This is a genomic window from Desulfurivibrio alkaliphilus AHT 2 (assembly GCF_000092205.1).
Classification (GTDB): domain Bacteria; phylum Desulfobacterota; class Desulfobulbia; order Desulfobulbales; family Desulfurivibrionaceae; genus Desulfurivibrio; species Desulfurivibrio alkaliphilus.
Map to the genome: position 1 here is coordinate 3,032,879 of NC_014216.1, position 21,399 is coordinate 3,054,277.

Annotated in this window: 24 protein-coding genes; 16 read left to right on the forward strand and 8 right to left on the reverse strand. The window is 58.2% G+C overall.

Annotated features, from left to right (window positions below; all coding sequences use genetic code 11):
* Positions 1–3 precede the first annotated feature (3 nt).
* A complete protein-coding gene (locus DAAHT2_RS13220) occupies positions 4–918 on the forward strand; it encodes an RNA methyltransferase (protein ID WP_013164776.1) in 915 nt (304 codons plus the stop codon).
* The gene (cobU, locus tag DAAHT2_RS13225; RefSeq protein WP_013164777.1) at positions 918–1,445 is read left to right on the forward strand and encodes a bifunctional adenosylcobinamide kinase/adenosylcobinamide-phosphate guanylyltransferase; all 528 of its coding nucleotides are present in this window, start codon (positions 918–920) and stop codon (positions 1,443–1,445) included. The genes DAAHT2_RS13220 and cobU overlap by 1 nt, the downstream gene beginning before the upstream one ends.
* Positions 1,446–1,479: 34 nt before the next feature.
* Here the strand turns inward: cobU and DAAHT2_RS13230 are convergent, their stop codons facing one another.
* A complete protein-coding gene (locus DAAHT2_RS13230; protein ID WP_013164778.1) occupies positions 1,480–1,923 on the reverse strand; it encodes a hypothetical protein in 444 nt (147 codons plus the stop codon).
* A gap of 322 nt (positions 1,924–2,245) precedes the next feature.
* Between DAAHT2_RS13230 and DAAHT2_RS13235 the strand changes: the two genes are divergently transcribed.
* The 11 genes from DAAHT2_RS13235 (at position 2,246) to DAAHT2_RS13285 (ending at position 12,614) form a co-directional block, all read left to right on the forward strand.
* Positions 2,246–3,604: a dihydrolipoyl dehydrogenase family protein gene (locus tag DAAHT2_RS13235; RefSeq protein WP_013164779.1), complete on the forward strand. Its 1,359-nt coding sequence runs from the start codon at positions 2,246–2,248 to the stop codon at positions 3,602–3,604.
* A gap of 43 nt (positions 3,605–3,647) precedes the next feature.
* The gene (gene copM, locus DAAHT2_RS13240; RefSeq protein ID WP_013164780.1) at positions 3,648–4,049 is read left to right on the forward strand and encodes a CopM family metallochaperone; all 402 of its coding nucleotides are present in this window, start codon (positions 3,648–3,650) and stop codon (positions 4,047–4,049) included.
* Between the two features lie 20 nt (positions 4,050–4,069).
* Positions 4,070–4,384 (forward strand): transcriptional regulator, encoded by a 315-nt coding sequence (locus DAAHT2_RS15420; protein ID WP_013164781.1) that lies wholly within the window; start codon positions 4,070–4,072, stop codon positions 4,382–4,384.
* An 11-nt stretch (positions 4,385–4,395) separates the two neighbouring features.
* On the forward strand, positions 4,396–4,623 hold the full coding sequence (locus tag DAAHT2_RS13250) for a DUF2798 domain-containing protein (RefSeq protein WP_013164782.1): 228 nt from the start codon (positions 4,396–4,398) through the stop codon (positions 4,621–4,623).
* 135 nt (positions 4,624–4,758) lie between these two features.
* Positions 4,759–5,709 (forward strand): YbgA family protein, encoded by a 951-nt coding sequence (locus tag DAAHT2_RS13255; protein ID WP_013164783.1) that lies wholly within the window; start codon positions 4,759–4,761, stop codon positions 5,707–5,709.
* A 106-nt stretch (positions 5,710–5,815) separates the two neighbouring features.
* Positions 5,816–6,580, forward strand: a complete 765-nt coding sequence (locus tag DAAHT2_RS13260) for a SagB/ThcOx family dehydrogenase (protein WP_013164784.1) — start codon at positions 5,816–5,818, stop codon at positions 6,578–6,580.
* Between the two features lie 4 nt (positions 6,581–6,584).
* Positions 6,585–6,992 (forward strand): DUF2177 family protein, encoded by a 408-nt coding sequence (locus tag DAAHT2_RS13265; protein WP_013164785.1) that lies wholly within the window; start codon positions 6,585–6,587, stop codon positions 6,990–6,992.
* Positions 6,989–7,786, forward strand: a complete 798-nt coding sequence (locus DAAHT2_RS13270; RefSeq protein ID WP_218915021.1) for a DUF1295 domain-containing protein — start codon at positions 6,989–6,991, stop codon at positions 7,784–7,786. Before DAAHT2_RS13265 ends, DAAHT2_RS13270 begins: the two co-directional genes overlap by 4 nt.
* A 14-nt stretch (positions 7,787–7,800) precedes the next feature.
* Complete coding sequence (locus tag DAAHT2_RS13275) at positions 7,801–9,087, forward strand: NAD(P)/FAD-dependent oxidoreductase (RefSeq protein WP_013164787.1); 1,287 nt, start codon at positions 7,801–7,803, stop codon at positions 9,085–9,087.
* Positions 9,084–11,114, forward strand: coding sequence for a DUF1365 family protein (locus tag DAAHT2_RS13280; protein ID WP_013164788.1), 2,031 nt, complete (start codon positions 9,084–9,086; stop codon positions 11,112–11,114). Before DAAHT2_RS13275 ends, DAAHT2_RS13280 begins: the two co-directional genes overlap by 4 nt.
* A gap of 63 nt (positions 11,115–11,177) precedes the next feature.
* The gene (locus tag DAAHT2_RS13285) at positions 11,178–12,614 is read left to right on the forward strand and encodes an SDR family oxidoreductase (RefSeq protein WP_013164789.1); all 1,437 of its coding nucleotides are present in this window, start codon (positions 11,178–11,180) and stop codon (positions 12,612–12,614) included.
* A gap of 197 nt (positions 12,615–12,811) precedes the next feature.
* Here the strand turns inward: DAAHT2_RS13285 and DAAHT2_RS13290 are convergent, their stop codons facing one another.
* Positions 12,812–13,336, reverse strand: a complete 525-nt coding sequence (locus tag DAAHT2_RS13290; protein ID WP_041719051.1) for a lipocalin family protein — start codon at positions 13,334–13,336, stop codon at positions 12,812–12,814.
* 348 nt (positions 13,337–13,684) lie between these two features.
* Here DAAHT2_RS13290 and DAAHT2_RS13295 point away from each other — a divergent pair, with 348 nt between their 5' ends.
* The 3 genes from DAAHT2_RS13295 to DAAHT2_RS13305 all read left to right on the forward strand — a co-directional run bounded on the left by DAAHT2_RS13295 (position 13,685) and on the right by DAAHT2_RS13305 (position 16,678).
* Complete coding sequence (locus DAAHT2_RS13295) at positions 13,685–14,797, forward strand: YeeE/YedE family protein (protein ID WP_013164791.1); 1,113 nt, start codon at positions 13,685–13,687, stop codon at positions 14,795–14,797.
* Positions 14,798–14,966: 169 nt separating this feature from the next.
* A complete protein-coding gene (locus DAAHT2_RS13300; protein WP_013164792.1) occupies positions 14,967–15,770 on the forward strand; it encodes a DUF432 domain-containing protein in 804 nt (267 codons plus the stop codon).
* Between the two features lie 5 nt (positions 15,771–15,775).
* The gene (locus tag DAAHT2_RS13305) at positions 15,776–16,678 is read left to right on the forward strand and encodes a mechanosensitive ion channel family protein (RefSeq protein WP_013164793.1); all 903 of its coding nucleotides are present in this window, start codon (positions 15,776–15,778) and stop codon (positions 16,676–16,678) included.
* Between the two features lie 214 nt (positions 16,679–16,892).
* On the opposite strand, the gene DAAHT2_RS13310 is transcribed toward DAAHT2_RS13305, so the two are convergent.
* The 6 genes from DAAHT2_RS13310 to DAAHT2_RS13335 all read right to left on the reverse strand — a co-directional run bounded on the left by DAAHT2_RS13310 (position 16,893) and on the right by DAAHT2_RS13335 (position 21,319).
* Positions 16,893–17,300, reverse strand: a complete 408-nt coding sequence (locus tag DAAHT2_RS13310; RefSeq protein WP_013164794.1) for a type II toxin-antitoxin system VapC family toxin — start codon at positions 17,298–17,300, stop codon at positions 16,893–16,895.
* Positions 17,297–17,554 (reverse strand): type II toxin-antitoxin system Phd/YefM family antitoxin, encoded by a 258-nt coding sequence (locus DAAHT2_RS13315; protein ID WP_013164795.1) that lies wholly within the window; start codon positions 17,552–17,554, stop codon positions 17,297–17,299. The genes DAAHT2_RS13310 and DAAHT2_RS13315 overlap by 4 nt, the downstream gene beginning before the upstream one ends.
* 122 nt (positions 17,555–17,676) lie before the next feature.
* A complete protein-coding gene (locus DAAHT2_RS14130; protein WP_013164796.1) occupies positions 17,677–18,759 on the reverse strand; it encodes an ABC transporter ATP-binding protein in 1,083 nt (360 codons plus the stop codon).
* A complete protein-coding gene (locus DAAHT2_RS13325; protein ID WP_013164797.1) occupies positions 18,756–19,457 on the reverse strand; it encodes an ABC transporter permease in 702 nt (233 codons plus the stop codon). Before DAAHT2_RS13325 ends, DAAHT2_RS14130 begins: the two co-directional genes overlap by 4 nt.
* A gap of 25 nt (positions 19,458–19,482) precedes the next feature.
* Positions 19,483–20,322, reverse strand: coding sequence for an ABC transporter substrate-binding protein (locus DAAHT2_RS13330; RefSeq protein WP_013164798.1), 840 nt, complete (start codon positions 20,320–20,322; stop codon positions 19,483–19,485).
* A gap of 73 nt (positions 20,323–20,395) precedes the next feature.
* On the reverse strand, positions 20,396–21,319 hold the full coding sequence (locus DAAHT2_RS13335) for a substrate-binding domain-containing protein (protein ID WP_041719052.1): 924 nt from the start codon (positions 21,317–21,319) through the stop codon (positions 20,396–20,398).
* Positions 21,320–21,399 lie beyond the last annotated feature (80 nt).

A 21,399-nucleotide genomic window follows, 5' to 3' on the forward strand; every position in this document is an offset into this window, starting at 1 on the left:
GTTATGCCAGGTTTGAACCAGAATAACGAAGCTGCGGCGCTGCTGGCCAACGCCGCCATTGTGCTGAAAAATCCCAAGTTTGAGGAAAACATCGGCTCGGCGGCCCGGATTGCGATGAACATGGGGATTCCCAGCCTGATCGTGGTGGGCGAGCGCGAGTACCAGCGGGACAAGATGCTCAAGACCGCCACCCACAAGGCGGCGGCGCTGATCGACCGCCTGGAGCGCCACGCCACCGTGGCCGAGGCCCTGGCCCCGTTCGGGCGGGTAATTGCCACCTCGGCCCGCCAGGGCCGGCAGCGGGGGATGTGCCCGCCCCCCCGGACCGCCATGCAGGCGGCGCTGCCCTACCTGGCCGCTAATCGGGTGGCGTTGCTCTTCGGGCCGGAAGATCGGGGACTGACCAACGAGGATCTTTACCTGTGCCACCAGCTTACCACCATCCCCACCGCCGACTTTTCCTCGCTCAATCTGGCCCAGGCGGTGGCGGTGCTTTGCTACGAGTTGCACACCGCGGCCCACGAGGCCCAAACCGGTCGCGGCCCCGTCGTCAGGCCCGCTCTGGCCACGGTGCATGAGCTGGAGGCCATGTACGGGCATGTGGAACAGGTGCTGCAGAAAGTGGGTTTTTTGCGCCCCGAAGACTCTTCCTACTGGATGAAAAATATCCGCTCCCTGCTGGGCCGGGTGGGGTTGCGGGCCAAAGAGGCCCGGGTGGTTCGCGGGTTCTGCCGCCAGTTTCTCTGGTACGACGCTCAGAGAGCGACCGCCGGGGCCGAGGTGGCGCCCTTGGCGCCTGGGAACGGTGAAGCCGCACCGCCTGCGGTGGCCGGGGCGCCGCAGGGTGGGGCGGGTGATTTTGCCCCCGAGGTTGCCGGCTTGGTAGGGGAGAGCGCCGACAGCGGGGAACGGCCGTGATGCGGGAGTTGATTTTAGGCGGGGTGCGCTCGGGTAAAAGCGCATTGGCCGAGCGGTTGGCGGCCGAGAGCGGCCTGGCGGTAACCTATGTCGCCACCGCCCGGGCCGAAGACCCCGAGATGCTGGAGCGGATCGGGCATCACCAGAACAGCCGCCCCGCCGAGTGGGGGCTGGTGGAGGTTGGTCATGAGCTGGCGGCGGAGCTAAGTAAGCAGGCGGCGCCTGATCGTTGCCTGTTGGTGGACTGCCTGACCCTGTGGCTCACCGGGCTGCTGCTGGCCGAAGATGAAAACCTGCTGGCCGGGGAAACCGCCGCCCTGTTGGAGTTATTGCCCAAGCTGCCGGGCCGCCTGATCATGGTCAGCAACGAAACCGGCCTGGGGGTGGTGCCCATGGGGGAACTGACCCGCCGCTTCTGCGATGAAGCCGGAAGGCTGCACCAGCGCCTGGCCTCCCGCTGCGACCGGGTGATCATCACGGTGGCGGGGCTGCCCCAGGTGCTGAAAGGGGAGGCCATCGACCGCTGATCCGCCAGGCGGGCGCCTTGCCGGTAACCCAACTTCAGTAGGTGGCGGGATCTTCCGCCGGCAGGGCCGACTCGTCGAAGGGCATGACCCCCAGTTGCAGCATCACCTTTTCGATTTCCAGCATCAACTCCGCGGGGTCAAGCTCGGCCGGCGTCCTGCCCTCCAGAGCCTGGTTGACGAGAAGATCAAAGGCCTGGTAATCAAAGGAGCCGTCAAGCACCCCGGAGAGCACCAGCAGGTCATAAAGCTCCTGATCATCCCCGGTTTCTCCCTTTGCATGGGGCGCCAGTTGCTGCCGATTTGCCGCGAGATACCATTTCATCGCCGAACAGAAGGCGTCGGCCAGGGTCGCGATACCGGCGTCGATCTTGCCCTGGTTTAACCGCCTCCGGCCGCTGCGAATATGAAGCCGGGCCCGTTGCAGCGGGCCGGCCACCGGGCCCAGTAAATTTTCGTCCATTAAGCCGAAATGGGGCATGGGAAAATCCTCCGTAGCAGTCGGTTGATCGGGGTTTGCGCCGGTACCGGCAGGCCGGGGCCTCGACTTCGCTGCGGAATTCCGGCAAAGACCACAGTCCGCACCAGGCCGGCGGACGGGTGGCAAAGGTGGCCATGTGGGTTGAGGTTAGCCTAATCCTGGGCGGGCGGCAAGAGGTAAGGTTTTAATAGCCCCAGGCAAGCCGTCAAAATGCTGGCAGTTTGCGAAAGCTGGCCGTTTTGGGGGATTTTTTCGTTGACAGGCTGACCGCCGGGATGTGAAGGTAAACAAATAACCTGCGGAAGACAAAATTGGAGGGAAAATGGCCGAAAAACAATATGATCTTGTTGTTATTGGGGCCGGCTCCGGGATGACGGTAGTCCAGTATGCCGCCGCCAGCCTGGGCTGGAAGTGCGCCCTGGTTGAAAAAGGCCCGTTGGGCGGCACCTGCCTGAATCGGGGCTGCATCCCTTCCAAAAGACTGCTGCACAGCGCCGATATCGCTGAGACTGTCCGCCAGTCAGCCCGTTTCGGGGTTAAGGCCCGGATTGACCAAATAGATTTTGCCGCCATCGTCCGCAACGCCAATGAGTATGTGGATCGGCAGGCCGCCGCCATGGAAAGGGCGATGAAAGATCAGGATGCGGTGGGCTATTACAAGGGAGAAGGCGCCTTTCTCTCACCCCATGAGCTGCGGGTAGGTGATGAACGGATAACGGCTCGCCGCTTTGTCGTGGCCGCCGGCTGCCGCCCCCTGATTCCTACGATTGACGGCCTGGACGAAGTTGATTTCTGGACCAGCGACCAGGCCCTTCGCCCCCCGGCTCAGCCCCGGACCATGATTATCCTCGGTGGCGGCTATATTGCGGTGGAACTGGCCCATTTTTATGGGAGCATGGGAACCGAGGTAACCATTGTTCAGCGCTCCCCGCGACTGCTTAGCCGAGAGGATGAGGAGATCGCCGAGGTATTGACAGAAATCTTTGCCGACAGATACCGGGTGCTGACCGGGACCGAAGTCAACCGGGTCAGCCAGGCCGGGGATGGTCGCAAAAAGGTGACGGTTACCAGCAACGGCAAGACCTTTGACCTGGAGGCCGACACCCTGCTGGTCGCCACCGGCCTGCAGCCCAACAGCGATATCTTAAAGCTTGAAAATACTGAAATGGAAATGGACCAGCAGGGTTATATCAAAACCGATCAGCACCTGGCCACAACTCAGAAAGACGCCTGGGCCCTGGGCGATATCATCGGTCAGGCGCCTTTTAAACACGCGGCCAACCAGGAAGCGCTGGTCCTGGCCCGCAACCTGGCCGGTGGTGAGAAGTTTGCCATGGACTACAGTGCTGTTCCCCGGGCGATTTTCTGCTCACCCCAGATCGCCTCGGTAGGTCTTACCGAACAGGAAGCCCGCGCCCGGCAACTGAAGTATGAAGTACGGAAATTCTCTTTTACCGACACCGCCATGGGTGATGCCATGGGCGAGGACCGGGGATTTATCAAATATCTTTTGCTGCCTGAAAAAGGGCGGATCGTGGGATGCCATATCATTGGCGCCCAGGCTTCTATCCTGATTCACGAAGTGATCGTGGCCATGGCCAGCGGCGCCGGGGTAAACGCTTTGCTAAGCGCCATTCATATCCATCCTTCCCTGTCGGAAGTGGTCCAGTGGGGGCTTTGATTTCGCTTTTTCTCTTTAAAAAACAAACAAGAGGGCTTGCAAAATGAAAAAGGGAAAAATAGTTTTTGTGCCGTTTCTGATCCTGGCCCTGGCCTTAACCGGAGGTTCGCAACTGGCTTTGGGGCAGGGGGCTCATGACCACGGCGCGGTCCATCACCCCCATCCGCAGCCAACCGCCGCCGATGCCGCGTCGACCGAGGCCTTTCGTGCGGTCAATGATCGCATGCACGAAGTGATGAATATCTCCTTTACCGGTGATGCCGATGTCGATTTCGTCAAGGGCATGATTCCCCACCACCAAGGTGCCATCGAGATGGCCCAGGTCGTCCTTGAATATGGTAAGGACCCCGAAATTCGCGCTTTGGCCGAAGAGATTATCTCGGCCCAGAAAGAGGAGATCGCCCAGATGCGGCAATGGCTCAAAGAGCGGGGCCACGGCGAATAAAATTTTTCCCGGCGCATACCATGCAAGTAAATTACGACCGTGAACAAACTATTCCCGTGCGCCGGCAGATAGCCGAGCTCCTGGTCGCCGGAACCCTTTCGGCAAGGGATCTCTCCACCCTTCTTTCTCTGCCGGAACGGGAGATATATGGTCACCTGGAACACCTGCAGCGCAGCCTGCAGAGCTCGGGGCAAAAACTGGTCGTGATCCCGTCCCGCTGCCTGAAATGTGAGTTTGAGTTCAGCAAAAGGAGCCGGTTGAAGAAACCGGGCCGTTGCCCCCGTTGTCGGGCCACCCATATCTCGGCGCCGCTTTTTAACATTATAAATACTTAAGGATGAACCAAATGATTAAGGTGCCGGCCCGTTACAGTCACCTGTTGCTGGCCTTTTTCACCTCGCTAATGATGTCATTGCTGATGTCCGGGGTAATTACGCTGCTCAATCTCGGCCTGGTGGATGACTTTATCCGCCGCTGGTTGACCGCCTTTGTCACCGCCTTCGTGGTGGCCTTTCCTTCCATTCTCCTGGTGCTGCCAGTGGCCCGCCGCATTGTGGCCCGGCTGACCGGTTGAGGTGGTATCGTGTTTTGTTATTAGTCGCATTGTTTTGTATAATTGTTGTCTGTTGGTCAGGCGTTGTTTTCCTTTATTGACACCTCACCATCACATCCTATAACCTATCATTACTAACCTATTGCCATCACCCCTATGGAAACACCGCTCAATATTGGCATCAGCGCTTGCCTGTTGGGACAGGCGGTGCGCTACGACGGCGGTCACAAGCTCGACGCCTTCCTTACCGGCACTCTCGGGCGGTTCGTGACATTTGTGCCGGTTTGCCCGGAAACGGAATGCGGTCTCGGCGTGCCCCGAGAGGCCATGCGCCTCGTTGGTGACCCGGCAAGCCCTCGGCTCGTCACCATTCGTTCCGGCATCGATCATACCGAAAAGATGCAAAAATGGTCGATCCGGCGGGTGGAGGAGTTGGCTAAAGAAAATCTCTGCGGCTTCATCTTCAAGAGCCGTTCGCCATCAAGCGGTATGGAGCGGGTCAAGGTTTATGCCGGTGAGGGGGCGCCAGCAAAAACCGGGGTCGGCCTCTTTGCCAAGGCCTTCATGGAGCGCTTTCCGCTTCTCCCGGTAGAGGACGAAGGGCGACTTCATGACCCGGTGCTCCGGGAAAACTGGATTACCCGAATTTTCGTACTTCGGCGCTGGCGCGAGCTGTTGGCCGCCAATCACTCCCGTGGCGGGCTGGTGGCTTTTCACACCCGCCATAAACTTCTGCTTTTAAGCCACAGCGAAAAACAATACCGTGCCATGGGCAAGCTGGTGGCAGCAGCCAAGAATTACTCCCCTAGTGAACTCTTCAACCAGTACGAGACCTTGCTGATGGAAACTTTGCGACTCAAGAGCACGAAAGCCAAACACGGCAACGTCCTGCTTCATGCCTTGGGTCACTTCAAAAAAATGCTCTCCAGCGAAGAAAAACAGGAGATGGTGGCGATTATCGACAGCTACCGAAAGGATCTGGTGCCGTTGATCGTGCCCATCACCCTGCTCAACCACTATGTGCGCAAATACCGGGAGCCCTACCTGGCCGGCCAGGTCTACCTAAACCCCCACCCCTTGGAACTGAAGCTTCGCAACCATGTCTAGCCGCCTCCGGCGCAGTGGCTGCTGATTGCGAGCTCGATTTCGCGCACCCGGAGACGATCAAGGCGATCACGCTGACTTTGTTTGCCGGCTGCCAGCCAGGAGAATTATGACTATTGACGACCAACTGCGGGCCCACCGCTTGTTCTTGACCGACCATCTTCGCAAGCAGACGGATTTTTCTCGAACAGACCAGAACAGGGGAGTCCCCCCGCCACCGCTGCAGAAGCCGGCCCCTCCCGATTCCCTTAGAGTCTCACTGCCCGATTTTAGGCAATGGCAGCAAGCCATCGGGCAAACGTCCTTGGTCGAGGCCATTGGCCGGAGGGAGAGCCGGAGACGGTTTGCCGAGGACAAACTGGCCCTGGCCGAACTTTCCTTTTTGCTTTGGGCCACCCAGGGCGTGCGCCGGGTCCTCGGCCATGGTCACGCCCTGCGCAACGTGCCTTCGGCCGGAGCCCGACACAGTTTTGAAACCTATCTGTTCATCCGCAACGTGACGGAGTTGACCCCAGGGCTTTACCGGTATTTGCCCCTGGAACATGAGCTGGTTCATGTCCGGGACGTGCCGGATATGGGTACGGCCCTGATCCGTGCCGCCTATGGTCAGAAATTTGTTGGGCGGTCGGCGGTGACCTTTGTCTGGGCCTGCATCCCTGGGCGTATGGAATGGCGTTATGGCCTGACCGCCCACCGAGTGATCCTGCTGGACGCGGGGCATGTCTGCCAGAACCTCTATCTGGCCTGCGAGGCCGTGGGGGCAGGAACCTGCGCCGTGGCGGCCTACGACCAAGCGGAGTTGGATCAGCTGCTGGGCGTGGACGGCGAGGAGGAGTTCGCGGTCTATGTCGCGCCGGTTGGGAAAAAGGAGTAGGTTGATGGATTACATTTTCTATTTAAAGCTATACCTGGTCACGGTACCCATCTTTTTCATGGTGGACATGCTCTGGCTGGGACTTATTGCCAGGAAGTTCTACCGGAAAAATCTGGGTTTTATCCTCAGCCCAGAGGTGAACTGGCTTGCGGCGCTTACCTTCTATTTCATTTTCATAGTCGGAATAATCATCTTCGCCGTTAATCCGGCCATCGAAAATGACTCTCTGGCAAAAGCAATGGTTATGGGGGGTCTTTTCGGCTTCTTCACCTATGCCACCTATGACCTGACCAACATGGCACTGATCAAAGGCTGGCCTCTCAAGGTCGTGCTGGTCGACATTGCCTGGGGTGCTTTTTTATGCGCCACGGTTGCCTCCCTGAGCTTCACGGCTGCCAGGTGGCTGGCTTGATTTTTTCGGTCATGCTGACATCAACTCCTTTCATCGCCACGCTTTTCGCTGTTCTGGCGCTCATGGCCGGAGCTTGGACCCTTTCCCTGATTACGAAAAAGGCCTGCTTGGCGGATTCCTTCTGGGGCGCCGGATTTATTCTCGTGGCCTGGACGACCTGGCTGATGGGCCCCGGAACATCCAGGAGTCTTCTGGTCGTCGTGCTCATCAGCATTTGGGGGGTGCGCCTTGCCTACCATATCACCAGGCGAAACTGGGGCAAGCCGGAGGATCGGCGTTACCAGGCAATGCGGGATTATCACGGAAAAAAATTTTGGTGGATAAGCCTTTTTTCAGTATTCTTACTGCAGGCGGTTCTGCTGTGGCTTATTTCCATTGCCCCTCAGGTCGCTCAGCTTTCCGCCAAGCCGGCCGCGCTTACCTGGCTGGACTGGCTTGGCGTCGCTATCTGGACCGTGGGCATGATGTTTGAGGCTACAGCGGATCGCCAGATGGAAAAGTTCAGGAATGATCCGGCCAACAAGGGCAAGGTCATGGACAAGGGGCTCTGGGCGTGGTCGCGTCATCCCAACTATTTTGGCGAAAGCCTGATCTGGTGGGGTCTATTCTGTGTCGCCCTGGCGGTCCCCTTCGGCTGGTTGACCCTGTTCAGCCCGTTGATCATAACTTTTCTGCTGTTAAAAGTTTCAGGCGTGGCCCTGCTGGAAAAAGAGATCGGGGCTCGCCGTCCTGGATATGAAGAGTACCGGAAAAGGGTAAACGCCTTTTTTCCATGGTTTCCCTCCCGTCAATAGCTAGCGGGTATGCCATGCCAAGCCTAAATGATCAGACCGGAAAATCTTCTCTGCGGATAGCTGTTGTGGGAGGCGGGGCCGCCGGGATGACCGCTTCCTATTATCTTGGCCTTAGACACCGGGTTGATCTTTTCGAGGCAGCCCCAAAGCTTGGCGGCCATGTCCAAACCGTTATGGCCAAAGACGGGAATAACCGTGACCTGCCGGTGGATATGGGATTTATTGTTTTCAATGACAGAACCTATCCGCATTTCAACCGCTTGCTGCAAAAACTTGGCGTCCAGTCGGCCCCGACCGACATGTCTTTTTCCTACAGCGAACCGCATACCGGGTTTGCATATGCAGGAACCGGTCTCTCCGGTCTTTTCGCACGCAGAGCCAATATCATTGACCCCAGCTTCTGGCGGATGCTCTTGGCCGTCACCAAGTTCTGCAAAAACATCACCAGGGATCTTGAAAACAACAGACTCGCCCATGCCACCCTGGGCCGCTACCTTATTGAAAACAGGTACCCAAAAATCCTGATGTCGCGCTATCTCGGCCCCATGGTCCAGGCGATATGGTCCGCGGAAAGCGGGACTCCTGAGGATTTTCCCCTGGATCGTTTTGTCCGGTTCTTTTTCAACCATGGTCTCCTCAGTGTCCGAGGCGGTCCCACCTGGTTTTACATACCCGGCGGGAGCCACTCCTATGTTCATGCTTTTGAGCGGTCCTTTAAGGGGAACATCCGGACATCATGCCCGGTGCAGTCGGTTTCCAGGTCTGCATCAGGTCCGGAACTCAAGATCAATGACCAACACCTGCGTTACGATGCGGTTGTCCTGGCCTGTCATGCCGATACGGCCCTTTCCCTGCTGGCGGATCCCGATGAGGACGAAAAAAATTGCCTTGGACCATGGCGGTATGTGGCCAACGATGTGGTAATGCATACTGATCCATCTTTTCTTCCTGCCAATCCTCGGGCATGGGCCTGCTGGAACGTGATCGCGGATGCTGAAAAGCGGAATGAAAAGGTCAGCGTCCACTACTGGATGAACCTTCTGCAGCGCTTTGAAGCTGCCAAAAACTATGTGGTAACCTTGAATCCGCGCCGCCCGGTCTCCCAGCATAGCACCCTGCAACGCCTTGCAATGAGCCATCCCCAGTTCACTGTCGCGGCGCTAAAAACCCAGGCGCAATTTGATCGCTTACAGGGAAGCAGGTCAACCTATTACTGCGGGAGCTACCATGGCAACGGGTTTCATGAGGACGCGGCCGCTTCCGGGGTCAGGGTTGCCGAACTGCTGGGAGTTGAACCATGAACTCGAGGGTTGTGCCGGTAAGAATTTCCCATGAAAGATACAAGAACAAAAACCACAGCTTCGACTACAGGTCGATGGTTTTTATTCTGGACCTTGATGAACTGCAAAACATTGACCATTCATCAAAACTGTTCGGCCTCAATCGCTTCCGGCTTTTTTCCATCTTTGATCATGATTATCTGGCCGTCGGCCCTGAAGCCATCAGGGAAAAGCTCAAAGAGCTGCTCAAATCAAGCACCTCTTTTTCGCTTTCCAGCGAGGACAGGGTTGTTCTTCTGGCTTCAGCCAGGGTCTTTGGCCATGTTTTCAACCCGGTCAGCTTCTACTTCATATACAGTGCCTCGGGAAAGCTTCTGCTAATCGCGGCCGAGGTAAACAACACTTTTGGCGACAAGCACCTCTATCTCCTTGAAAACCAACAAGAACAGCAGGACTTTCCCGTCAAGTACAAAACGGCCAAAGCCTTCCATGTATCCCCCTTCTTTGAAATGAGCGGAGAATACAGTTTCAGTTTCAGCGACATACGCAAGGAGCTGGACATATCCATAATGCTCTCCAGCAACGGCGGGAAAGCCTTGCAAGCAAGGATGCGGCAGCTTGCTGCGCCAAAAGAGCTAAAAGACTTTAACCTGTTAAAAACGTGGCTGCATCATCCCCTGGCGCCTAATTTGACCTACCCGCGCATCATTCGCCAGGCCATCAGCCTTTACTTCCTGAAAGGGTTGCCGGTCTTTCCCCGGCCGGAACCTTCAAGCCCCATGACCATAAGAACCATGCGACAAAAAACCACCCTCCTGGACCGGGTTGCCCGAAAACTGGTCCTGGCGAATTTTAAAAAAATCCGCAAAGGACGCCTTGAAATTCAGATGCCGGACAACTCGGTTCTCGTCTTTCAGGGCAATGAACCCGGTCCGGCATGCAGGATGATTGTCCATGACCCGCTTTTTTTTCGCCAACTGCTGAAAGGGGAAGATGTCGGGCTTGGAGAGGCCTATACCCGGGGGATGTGGAGCGCTGATAACTTGACCGAACTCTTGGAGTTGCTGGTCATGAACATGAATTACCTGTCCTATCTGGAAGACTGGGGATTTTGGGGAAGGTCCCTGCACAAAATAATGATGCCGGCCAGAAAAATGATTCCCGACAATGATCCCAAGGGCAGCAGAAAGAACGTCCGGGCGCATTACGACCTCTCAAACGATTTCTTTTCCAGCTTCCTTGATCCCGGCATGACCTATTCCTGCGCGGTGTTTGAAAATCCTCAACTATACAAAATGGGGGCAAAAACGCCCGATGACCTGGATCTGCAGAAAGCCCAGGAGCGCAAGTACGCCCTGGTGGCCGAGGCCGCAGGTATAAAGGCCGGGCAGGATGTTATCGAAATCGGCTGCGGATGGGGGGAGTTTGCCATTTTTATGGCGCGCAACTACGGTTGCCGGGTCCACGCGGTGACGATATCCCAAAAACAGCACCAGCACGTTGAGCAAAGGGTGAAGTCTCAGGGGTTGAGTAACAGGATCAATGTTATTCTTGAAGACTACCGTAAACTTTCAGGGCAATATGACGCCCTGGTATCCATAGAGGCGCTGGAGGCTGTAGGTCACAAGTATCACCCCGACTTCTTCAGGACCGTGGACCGGCTACTAAAGCCGGGGGGCTTGGCCTGTCTCCAGACCATAACCATTCTTGACCAGCGATATGAGGCCTATCGTAAAACCAGGGACTGGATAAGCTCCCATATCTTTCCCGGCGGCCTTTTGCCTTCGCTGAACAGAATAACCGAAGTGCTTGCCCGGGAAACCTCCCTTGTAATTTCAGGTATCAATGACATCGGAGCCCATTATGGCCCCACCCTGGCCGCATGGAGAAGGCGATTCCTGGAGAACTGGGAAGATATAAGCAGGCTTGGCTTTGACGACGGTTTCCGACGCACCTGGCTCTATTACTTCTGCCTCTGCGAAGCCGCTTTCAACCAGCGACACATCAGGGATCTCCAGATTGTCCTGGACCGTCCGGATTATTTGTGAGGAGACCGGGAAAATTTATAAAATGGATCTAGCCATTTTTTAACTGAGACGACGACATTGAGCATGAAAAAAATTTTGATTACCGGGGCCACCGGCTATATAGGCAGACGTTTACTGGAAAGGCTCTTGCGAGAGGATGGCCTGCAAATACGTCTTCTGGTTAGAAGTAAACGCAAACTGCGACCTGACACCGTGGACAAGGTGGAGGTGGTGGAAGGCGACACCTTTGATCAGCAAGCCCTGGCCCTCGCCCTTAAAGGCATTGATACCGCCTTTTATCTGATCCACTCCATGGGAGCCGGAGGTGATTTCGAAGACCTTGACCGGATGAGCGCCGAGAATTTCAGGGAGGCCTGCATTGCCGCTGGGGTAGCAAAAATTATCTACCTGGGCGGCCTGGGTGTGAAAGAAAGCGCCAGCAAGCATTTGGCAAGCAGGATCGAGACGGGCGAAATCCTCTCCGCCAAACCCGAGAAGATCCAGACGATCTGGTTTCGGGCCGGGGTCATCATCGGGGCCGGCAGTGCCAGTTTCGAGATAATAAGAAACCTGGTACAAAAATTACCCATCATGATCACCCCCACCTGGGTCAAAACCAAGACCCAGCCTGTGGGGGTTGAAGACGTGGTATCCTATCTGGCGGCGGCCATCGATTGCCCTTTCCCGGAAAACACCATTGTCGACATCGGCGCCGAGACCATGAGTTTTAAGGAAATGATGCTGGCTGCCGGCCGGCTCATGGGGCTCAAGCGCTGGATGATGCCGGTGCCTGTTTTATCGCCAAGGCTCTCGTCCTACTGGTTGATTTTATTTACCCCCATCCCCTATAAAATGGCGGCGGCCCTGGTGGATGGGCTCAAGTCGGAAACCATTGTCCTCAACGCCAACGCCCAAAAATATTTTCCGCAGATAAAACCCCGCAGCTATGACACCATCATTCGTGACGCCTTGCGTGAAATCGAAGAAGATCAGGTGTTGAGTCGCTGGTGTGATTCCAGTGCCGGCCAGTTTTGTGACATCCGGGATCGCGACCTGGTCAGCCAGGCCATCCTCCGTGACGTGCGCCGGATTGGCTTGGGCGGCGCGACCCCGGACCAAGTTTTCAAGTCAATGTGCGCGGTCGGCGGCGAATCAGGTTGGTTTACCTATAATTTTCTCTGGCGCATACGCGGCCTTATCGACAAGCTGGTGGGTGGCTACGGGCTTAGCCGCGGCCGTCGAAGCAGCAACAGCTTACGGGTGGGCGACGCGCTTGATTTCTGGAAGGTAGCCGACATTAAAGAGAACAAACGCCTGCTGCTGCTGGCCCAAATGAAGCTGCCGGGCAAGGCCTGGCTCGAATTCGACATTCAGTCCGACGCCTTGGTGCAGACCGCCCACTTTCTGCCGCGAGGGATCCTCGGCCGTCTCTACTGGTACTCGGTGCTCCCCCTCCACCATTTTGTTTTTAGAGATCTAGCCCGCAAGATCGTCGATCAAGCTAATAAACTGCCAAGGTAGCCGCAAAAGGGAAAACGGGTTACGGTTGACACCTCGGTGCAACCCAAGGCGGTGGCCTGTCCGGCAGATTCCAGGCTTTACCATCACAGCCGGGAGAGACTGGTCAAACTGGCGCTGGCTAACGGTGTTTCCTTGCGGCAGAGTTACCAGCGGCTGGCGGCCCAGGCCTTGATGAAAGTTGGTTGCTACCTGCACACTCACCTGGGCAGGTGCTTTGTTCTGATCACATTTGAAACGTCATATCCCTGCTCACCTGTACTTTTGAGAATTTCCTCAAGGATCTGATCATCCATTTCCGGCTCCCGTGCGAGTATCCATAAATATTTCCGTGCCGGATCCCCGACCACTGCGTATCGATACCCCGGATCGAGTTCGATAATCCAGTAATCGCCCCATACAAAAGGAATCCACGATAAAAAGCGGGGAGCGAACCGGACTTTTAGCTTTGATGCAGGTCCGTCTTTATCGGCAAGACGGGCACGGCCTTCGGCTTCGATGAATTCACCTTCTTCTATCCGGCAGCGATTTACTACCTTTATCTGACCGTTATCAAGAAGTGTATAGGTCGCCGTCACATCTCCGGTACACCTAGCCTGGAAACGATTCGGCAACCGTGCGATTTCATACCATGTGCCGGCATACCGTTCAAGATCAACCTCATCAACAACCTGCAACGGTTTATCCTGGCCGATCACAACTGATCCCAAAACAAGCGTAAGCATTGATATTCCAAATAGGTATGTTAATGAAAATTTCATAGGGGAATACACATTATAGAACTTATTTAAGTTTGCGAATTGCCAGAATGATCAAACCGATTCCTGCAATGCCTCATATCTGAAGTAGGCAAGTCCTATTATACCGACTACCAGCAAAACAATCTCGAGTTGTTTCATAATCTGTGCCCGATTTTTTCATTGACAGGCTAACCAGCAGTCATTACCGGTATAATAATATTGGTTTTTTAGGCGGGTCAGTTGCAGGTTGTGCTGAGGCCTCTTTTTTGTCAGAGCGGGCAAAAGAGGTTACTGATCACCCGAACAAGGAGCGTTTAAACTGCGGGTAAAGTCATGATCACCGGTTCCCTGGTCCTTATCATCATAACCGGCCTATTGTTGGGCCTGGCCGCCGGCTTTGTCATGCATCGCTCCGATTACTGCGTGGCGGGGATGTTCAGGGACGCCTTCATCTTTGGCCGCTTTAAAGGCCTGCAGATTCTGTTGCTCCAGGTGGCGGTGACCATGCTCCTTTTCGAGCTGGCCCGCCAGGCCGGTCTGCTCCCCCTTTACCCCTTTCCCATTCTGGCCCCCCCCGCCCTGGTCAATTTCCTGGGCGGGATCATCTTCGGCCTGGGAATGGTGCTGGCCGGCGGCTGCGTCTTCGGCACCCTCTACAAGATGGGAGCGGGCAGCGTGGTCAGCGCGGTCGCCTTTCTGGGCCTGATTCTGGGGAGCGGCCTTTATGCCCTGGTCCATCCCTGGTGGCAGCAGCTGGCCCAGGCCACCGCCCTTGCTCCGGGGCGGATCACCGTTCCCCAGTTGTTTAACCTGGACCCCCTTCTGCCCCTCATTATCTTCTGGTTGCCGACGATTTTTCTCCTCTGGCGCTGGGGGCGGCAGGGGGCGTTGCAGCGCCCGGCCGTGGTGGCGGGCTACCTCCAGCCCTGGCGGGCCGCGATTATCCTGGCCCTTATCGGCCTGGCCTCCTACCTGCTGCATGGGATGCCCATGGGGGTTACCACCTCCTTCACCAAGTTTGCCGCCATGGGGGCCGCGGTCGTGGCCCCGGATTGGGTGGCGGGGCAGACACTTTTCCAGGCGGTCTCCCTGGACGTGATCCATCCCGACAGTGGGGCCCGGCTCACCGGGGGGCCCGGTCCCCAGCCCGACCTGCTTTTCGCCATCCAGGTGCCCCTGGCGCTGGGGGTGGTGCTTGGGAGTACCCTCTCCGCCTTGCTGCTGCGGGAGTTTGCCGTTCGCCTGCGGGTTCCCCCCTTGCAATTGCTCAGCGCTCTGGCGGGGGGCATCCTGATGGGGCTGGCGGCCCGGATGACTCCGGCCTGCAATGTCTGGCATCTGATGGGTGGGCTGCCGATCATGGCCATGCAAAGCATTCTTTTCCTGCTGGGTCTTTTCCCCGGCACCTGGCTGGGGGTTAAACTGTTCAGGCTGCTGGTGCGCTAATTTTCGGGCGATTAGCCAGGTGGTGAATGCTTGCGCCGAAGGCAATGGGGTGGTGGAAACCGCTTCAAGGGAGTTGACAAAGGAAAGCCGATGATTCAGAATTTACCAATTGCCGATTTTATAACCCGCAACCCGCCTGGATAATGCCGGCAGCGCCGGCGGATTACTCATGACCGTACCTTCAACCCCCAATTCTGCCTCCTGGTGGCAACCATTCGAAGTTGCGCCGGGCCGGCACCTGGATTGCCGCTTGGGCACCCTGGCCCTTGCCATTGGCCACGGCACCGATGAATGGCTGGTTGGCACCCGAGCCATTCCGGAAGAGGAGGCCGAGCCTCAGGTCAGTTTCCAGATCGGCAGTGGGCCACCGGGAAACATTGATGAGCGCTTTGTCCATGCCAGTGAAGTAAATACCGTTACCCTGATGCCGTTGCTGGCCGACCGTCCGGTGGTAATCCGCCCGCACCAGCCGGTGTTCCTGCTCAGCGGCCAGAGCATCACCCTCTATTTGTCCACCCCGGTTTGGCTGCGGCTGTTGGTGGGAGAGCCGCCGGTGTTGCTGAAGGAACTGCCGGTTCTGCGCCTGTCGGACACCTGGTTTGGGCCCAATACCCGCGAGGGGGAGTTGTCTTATGCCGGTCGCACCAACGCCCGCCACCGCCCTTCGGAGTTGCCGGACCGGCCCCACCGGGCCATCACCCCGCTGACCATCCACAACCGGGCCGACTCGCCCCTGCCGCTTGAGAAAATCAGCCTGCCGGTGCCGATGCTGGCCTTGTATGGCGATGAAGCCGGCCGGCTCTGGACCCAGAACGTGACTCTGACCAGGGAAAGCCAGGGCGATCTGGCTTCGGTTAAGATCGACAGTAAACTGCCCGAAGCGGGCCGCAATCTTACTCGTCTGGCCGAACCGCGCCAGGAGCCGGACCGCTCCGGCATGCACCGGGCGTTAAATCTGCTGTTCGGGAGCTAAAGCCTGTGATCCAGGACCTGTTTGCCGCTGTTCGTGTCGAAACCATGCTGGCGGGGTTACGCGCCCTGATCCTGCTTGGCGCCGGCCTGCTGCTGGCCACGGCGGCCAGCCGGCTGAGCCGCCGCCTGTTGGCCGATCGCCTTTCCGCCCAGGCCCGGCATTTGTTGCGGCGCGCGGTTTTTTACGGTATTTTAGTGCTTTTCGTGGCCTCGGCCATGCGCGAACTGGGCTTCAGCCTGGCCGTGATCATGGGGGCGGCGGGAGTACTGACCGTGGCCATCGGTTTTGCCTCCCAGACCACGGCCTCCAACCTGATCAGCGGTATCTTCCTGATTGGCGAACGCAGTTTTGAGATCGGCGACTTCATCAAGGTGGGCGACACCTTCGGGGAAGTGCTCTCCATCGACGCCCTTTCGGTCAAGCTGCGCACCTTCGACAATCTGTTTGTCCGCATCCCCAATGAAACGATGATCAAAAGCGAGGTCACCACCTTGAACCGCTTCCCGATCCGGCGGTTGGATCTGAAGCTGGGGGTGGCTTACAAGGAAGACATTGGCCGGGTGCAAGAGGTGCTGATGGCGGTGGCCAATGCCAACCCCCTTTGCCTGGACGAACCAGCCCCGCTGTTCATCTTCCTGGGCTTTGGCGATTCGGCCCTGGAGTTGCAGTTCTCGGTCTGGGCCAGGCGTGAAAATTTCCTCGATTTACGCAACGGCATCACCGCCGAAATTAAGGCCGCCTTCGACCAGGCCGGAATCGAAATTCCCTTCCCGCACCGGACGATCTACACCGGCGAGGTGACCAAACCCTTTCCCATTACCCTGGTAGAAACTCCCCAGGGCGGCAACAACCTTCCGCCAACCGGCAAGGGAAGCGATACCCCAGCCTTGGAAACCAAACCCGAATAATCCGGTCACTTGCCTGGACTTTGCCGAACCCAACGATTCGGGGGTGATGATGGGAGTGTTGGCTTAGCAGCCACAACTGCCGGTATCGCAGGAGCTGCCGTAACCGCAGCCAGAGGAGGCTTCCCGGTAGTCGATGGTAATCTTGCCGGTGGCGGCCAGTATCTCCCGGCTGCTGCGTTTTTCAAGGGTGTAGCGGAGATATTAGCCGGCCCGGTTATGGCTTCCAAATTTTGGCGAGGCGGGATCGGCGGATGTTTTTGTCGCGAGTGGCCAATGGCAGGCCGTGCGCCTGAGCGGTGGCCACAATGATTCGGTCGGCCGGATCGCCATGGAAAGTTTCGGGCAGGCGATCAAGGGTCAGAATAACGGCAACATCCATCGGCAAGAGAGTTACGGTTTCAGGAGCCGCCGCCACCGGCAACCAACGGTCAAGCGGCATATCGAGGGACAACCTGCCTTTGGCGGCCAGCATTTGCGCCTCCCACAGACTGATGGAGGCAAGTGTCGGCGGGGTGCCGGCGGAGGCCAGAGCGTCCAGACTATCGCGCTCGGCGGCCATCAGTTCCGGTTGACCGAGCAACCACCATAACCAGACATGGGTATCGAGCAGCGGCGGCGTCACCGGTCCGTGTTGCCGTGGGCTTCAAAGTCTTCGGCCTTAAGAACCGAATCTTCCGGTTGTGCGGTCAGCACCCCGTGCCCCCGCAGCCGCAGCCAGGGCGGGGTGCCGCCGGAAGCCGGGGCGGCCGGAACCAGGCGAGCCACCACCTTGCCCCGTCTGGTCAACTCGACGGCAGCCCCGCTATGTTCAACCTTGCGAATCATATCCAGGCAGTGAGCCTTGAATTCCGTAACGCTTATCGCTTTAGTGGTCATTTGGCCCTCCAAATGGTCATGTCTGATAATAGCGTATGGATTCTTCCCTTGCCAGGAAAAAGTGTAATGGGTTTCAATCAGGTGAACAGATCAATCTCGGGCCTTATGCGTAGGCCCAACACCTAATAACCACCAAGCAGTTCAATCCCGCCGGGGTCAATGACCACTTCCAGCCGGTCGCCGACCGTTAACCCGGCCGCACTTATTTCCTCCCTGGTTACCAGGGCGGTGAGGGCGAAGCCGGCATCCAGCAGCACCCTGATTTGCTCATCTTCGCTACTCATCTGCAATACCCTGGCCGGCAGTCGGTTGGGGGCTGGAGCAGTGCCAGGACCATTGGTGTTTGGTGGTGCCAGGCGGATGGCGGTGGGGTCGATTCTGACCATCACCGCCGGGCCGGTACCTTGCCCGGTGGCCGGGGCGGCCAAAGCGGTGGGGGAGAGGGTAAGGGTTATGGGAGCCGGGTGGCCGATGCGGCATTGCGGCGGTTGTTCATCGGGCAAAAGTTGGCCGGGAAACTGGTTTTCCCAACTGCTGTCCGGGGCCGGGCGGCCCTCGAACAACACAATCTTTTCATCGCCCAGGCGGTTGGCCTGGAGACGGTCGTGGGAGGCGAAGATGATGGTCAAGCCCAGTTCCCGTTGAATGTCGGCCATCAGTTGTTCCACCACCATTCGATTGGGCAAATCGATACTGGCCGTGGGTTCATCAAAGAGCATGACCTCCGGCCGGCAGGCCAGGGCCCGGGCAATGGCCACCCGCTGGGTTTCGCCGCCGGATAAACGGTGAGCCTGGGCCTCGGCAAATTGTTCCATCCCCACCCGCGCCAGGCATTCCAGTGCCTGGCGGCGCCGCTGGCTGCCGGTAACCCCCCGCAGGCGGAGGCCGTACTCCACGTTTTTGATGACCGAGGTGGTGAACATGATGGGATGCTGATCCACCAGCACCACCCGCCGCCGCAGCGCGGTCAACTCACGGCTCTGCCAGTTCACCGGCCGGTCTTGAAAAAAAAGTTGCCCGCTGGTGGGGGGCTGCAGCAGGGCCAGCAGGCGAAGCAGGGTGCTTTTGCCGCTGCCGTTGGGACCGAGCAGGGCGTAGCTGCGACCGGCGGTCAGCTCCAGGTGGTCGATGGCCAGCACCGTGCGCTGGGCAAAGGTCTGGCGGATATTTTGTAAAAGGTAGCTATTGGTCGGGCGGGTGCTCATCGTTCACCCCCATAACGACCCTGGGCCAGTTGCAGGGCGGCGTTGAGCAGCAGGCTGACCGTCAGCAGAACAATACCCAGGGCCACCGCCAACACAAACTCGCCCTTGTTGTGTTCCAGGGCCATGGCGGTGGTCATGGTGCGGGTGTAGCCTTTGATGTTGCCGCCCAGCATCATGGCAATGCCGATCTCGGCAATCACCCGGCCGAAAGCGGCGATGATCGCCGCCAGAATGCCGAAGCGGGCCTCGCGGACCACCACCAGGGCGGCCTGGAGGGCCGAGGCCCCCAGGGTCAGGGCGGTTTGGCGATAGCGCTCGTCGATCCGGCTCACCGCCGTCATGGTGAAGGTGGTAACCCAGGGTAAAATCAGAATCACCTGGCCGATGATAATCGCCTTGGGGGTATAGAGCAGCCCCATAAAACCCAGCATCCCCCGCCGGGACAAAAAGGCGTAGACCAGCAGGCCGATCACCACCGTGGGCAGGGCCAGCAGGGTGTTGAGGATGGTGATCACCAACCGTTTGCCCCTGAACTTCTTGACTGCCAGGTAGAAGCCCAGGGGCACCCCCAGGATGGAGGCGATCAGGGTGGAGAAAAAGCTGACATGCAGGGAGAGGTAGACAATGGAGTACATCTCCGGGTCCAGCGCCACGATCATGGCGATGGCGGCGCCGAAGCTTTCCCGTAAGAAGTCCATTCAGATTGCCTGCTCTGCTTGTTGCTTAGCGGGCATCGGGAAAAAACAGCGGCATCCCGTGGAGCTGATAGCTGCCGATTACCTCCTGGCCCCGTTCCGATACCAGCCAGCGGGCAAAGGTGTCGGCCAACTCAAACTTGACGTGGGGGAATTTTTCCGGGTTGACCGGGATGACTCCGTAGGGGTTTTGCAGCAGGTCGTCGCCCTCATAGACTACTTCCAGCTCCAGGGCCTGCTCCCGGCCGAACTTGTAATGGAGATAGGTTCCCCGGTCGGCCAGCACGTAACCGTTGCGCTCTTCCGCCATGATCAGGGCCTGGCCCATCCCCTGGCCGATGGAAAGATACCAGCCCCGGCCGTCGCGGGGCGCGGACTGATCGTTGAGTGACAAGCCACTGGCCTGCCAGAGCTGTTTTTCCCGGGCATGGGTGCCGCTGTCGTCCCCCCGGGAAACGAAGGGGGCCCTGGCGGCGGCGATCTTGCGGAAGGCGTCGGCCACATCGGCGCTGTTGCCGACCCCAACCGGGTCGGCGGCCGGCCCCACCAGAATAAAATCGTTGTGCATCAGGTGGTAACGCTTGCTGCCGTAGCCCTCGGCCACGAACCGCTTCTCCCGAACGGTGTCATGGACCATGACCACATCGACATTGCCGTCCATCCCGTCGCGCAGGGCGGCGCCGGTACCCTTGCTCATTACCCGGACGGCAATGCCGGTGTCCTTGGTGAACTCGGGCAGCAGGTGATTGAGCAGCCCCGAGGCCTCGGTGCTGGTGGTGGTGCTCATGGTGATAAACCGGTCGCCGGCCAAAGCCGGAGCGGCGGCCAATAGAAGGCCGCAGATGGTGGTCAATAAAACTCGTTTCATTTTTGCTTTCCTTTTTGGGTTCTTGCCTGTTGGCCCCGACCAACCATTGGTGCGGGAGGAGCCGATGTATCTGCTAAGGCGGGCTACCGGCTTCATGGGGGAAGATCACCCGCCCGCTCTGGGCGATGTCGTAACCTTCCAGGTCGGCGGCCAGCCGCTTGAACTCCTTTTCATGGAGCAGGCCCAGGAAGAGCTGGACCCCTTTCTCAAAAAAACGCTCGCGGGGAATCAGCAGGTCGAAACGCTCCCGGCCCAGAGGCAGAAAATCCAGGCCCAGGATCCCGGCCACCGCTTTGATGGCCGGCCCGACGTCGGCTCGACCGGCCAGAATTTCCAGGCCGACCTCCAGATGGCGGGCCACCTCCCGCTCATAGCCGACCAGTCTTTTCCCCGGCAATCCGATTTTTTGCAACTGCTGCTCAAAAAGCAGCCGGGTGCCGGTACTCAGAGGGCGGTTGACGATCCTGGCCTTACGCGGCCCCAGATCGGCCACGCTGTTAATCCCCAAAGGGTTGCCCTTGGCCAGCAACAGCCCCTGTTCCCGGCTGCAGAAGTTGACCACCGCCGGGGGCGAGGCCAGCTCGTCGGCGGCAAACTGGAAGTTGTAGTCGCCGTTTTCCTGCTGCAGCAGATGGCTGGAGGCCAGGTGGCAAAGGTTGTCCCGCAGGGCCTTGAGGCCGCCGAAACTGCCCACGTTGCCGTAAACCGCCAGGTGACCGGGATGGCTGCGATTGAACAGGTTCAGGGTGCGCTCCAGCAGGGGATCGTCGCTGCCGGCCACGATCAGCAGGCCGTGGTAGGGCGGCAGGGGGGACGATTGCGGCGGCCGGTTGCTGGTGTGGTTTTCCAGCCAGCGATCCACCAGATGGCGAGGGAAAAGCCACTTGCCGGTGACCTTGGTGGCCGGCAGGCCCTTGTCGGCGATCAGGGCGTAGACCATCTTTTCATTGATCGCCAGTAACTTGGCCACTTCCTTGGTGGATAAGAGTTCAGTCATCGTCATAATTTGCCATGCAGGCTGGCCCTAAGAGTTATTCTTCTTGATGATCTCTTCACCGAGGTGGAGGAAACTGAATG